Here is a 1,120-nt window from a genome sequence, read left to right as displayed (position 1 = left end):
CGGCGCAGACCGCCATGCGGCCGAGATAAGCGTCGAGGTTGACGGCGACGTAACGCTTGCCGGTGCGCGTCATCAGCGCGGCGCCGACTTCTTGCCAGTCGTTGCGATAGCGCTTGCGGATCGCTTCGGTGGCGGCGTCGATCAGTTCGCGGTCGGTATCGGTGAGACTCACTTCGACAATTCCTTCAAGCCGAGCTTGATCAATTGCGCAGTCGCCGCGTCTTCGCCGGCGCTGCGCGTCGCCGCGGCGATGGCGGCGGCCGCCTGCGGCTGGCCGTAGCCGAGATTGACCAGCGCCGAGATCGCATCCGCCACCGCACGCGGCGCGCGGTTGTCGTCGATGGCGCCGGAGAGCTGCACTACCGCCGGATCAACGTTGCTGAGTGCCGGCACCTTGTCCTTCAGCTCGGTGACGATGCGCTCGGCGACCTTCGGCCCGACGCCGGGGGTGCGCGCCACCGCGGCCTTGTCGCGCAGCGCGATGGCATTGGCGAGGTCGTTCGGCGGCAATGTCGAGAGCACCGCCAGCGCCACCTTGGCGCCGACGCTCTGCACCGTCTGCAGCAGGCGAAACCATTCGCGCTCATGATCAGTGCGGAAGCCGAACAGCTTGATCTGGTCCTCGCGCACATATGTCTCGATCGACAGCGTCGCCGCCTCGCCCGGCTGCGGTAGGGACTGCAGCGTGCGGCTGGCGCAATGCACCTGATAGCCGACGCCATGCACGTCGAGGATCACGTAGTCCTCGCCGTAGCTATCAATGACGCCTTTGAGCTTGCCGATCATGGGGTGGCTCCGAGGCGAGGCGCCTCTTCTCCCCTCTCCCGCTTGCAGGAGAAGGGCCGGGGGTGAGGGGCCACGGGCACTGTGCTCGCGTCGCCCTCACCCCAGCCCTCTCCCGCAAGCGGGAGAGGGGGCGCGCCGCCAGCGGGGAGAGGCATCGGCTTACATTGCGAGACTGACATCGCCGTCCCCACCATCATGCGCCCACCGCCTTCAGCCGCTGCGCGCTGATGCGGTGGTGGGCGTGGGTGATGGCGATGGCGAGGGCGTCGGCGGCGTCGGCGCTTTTGGGATCGGCCTTGGGCAGCAGGATCTTCAGCATCATCTGGATCTGATT

The 1,120-nt window shown here is 67.5% G+C and carries 2 protein-coding genes and 1 pseudogene; all 3 read right to left on the bottom strand.

Going from position 1 to position 1,120, the window contains the following annotated elements:
* Positions 1 to 172, bottom strand: a pseudogene (locus tag I5M_RS33560) (cytidine deaminase); the annotation flags it as partial.
* A complete protein-coding gene (ruvA, locus tag I5M_RS06765) occupies positions 169 to 786 on the bottom strand; it encodes a Holliday junction branch migration protein RuvA (RefSeq protein ID WP_022720704.1) in 618 nt (205 codons plus the stop codon). The gene ruvA and the pseudogene I5M_RS33560, both read right to left, overlap by 4 nt.
* A gap of 193 nt (positions 787 to 979) precedes the next feature.
* On the bottom strand, positions 980 to 1,120 hold a 141-nt coding region (locus I5M_RS06760), incomplete at its 5' end, for a crossover junction endodeoxyribonuclease RuvC (protein ID WP_031335654.1).

It is taken from the genome of Rhodopseudomonas sp. B29, from assembly GCF_000333455.1.
Taxonomy (GTDB): Bacteria; Pseudomonadota; Alphaproteobacteria; order Rhizobiales; family Xanthobacteraceae; genus Rhodopseudomonas.
The sequence above is the reverse complement of the archived record's forward strand: the minus strand, read 5'-3'. Positions and strand labels throughout refer to the sequence as shown.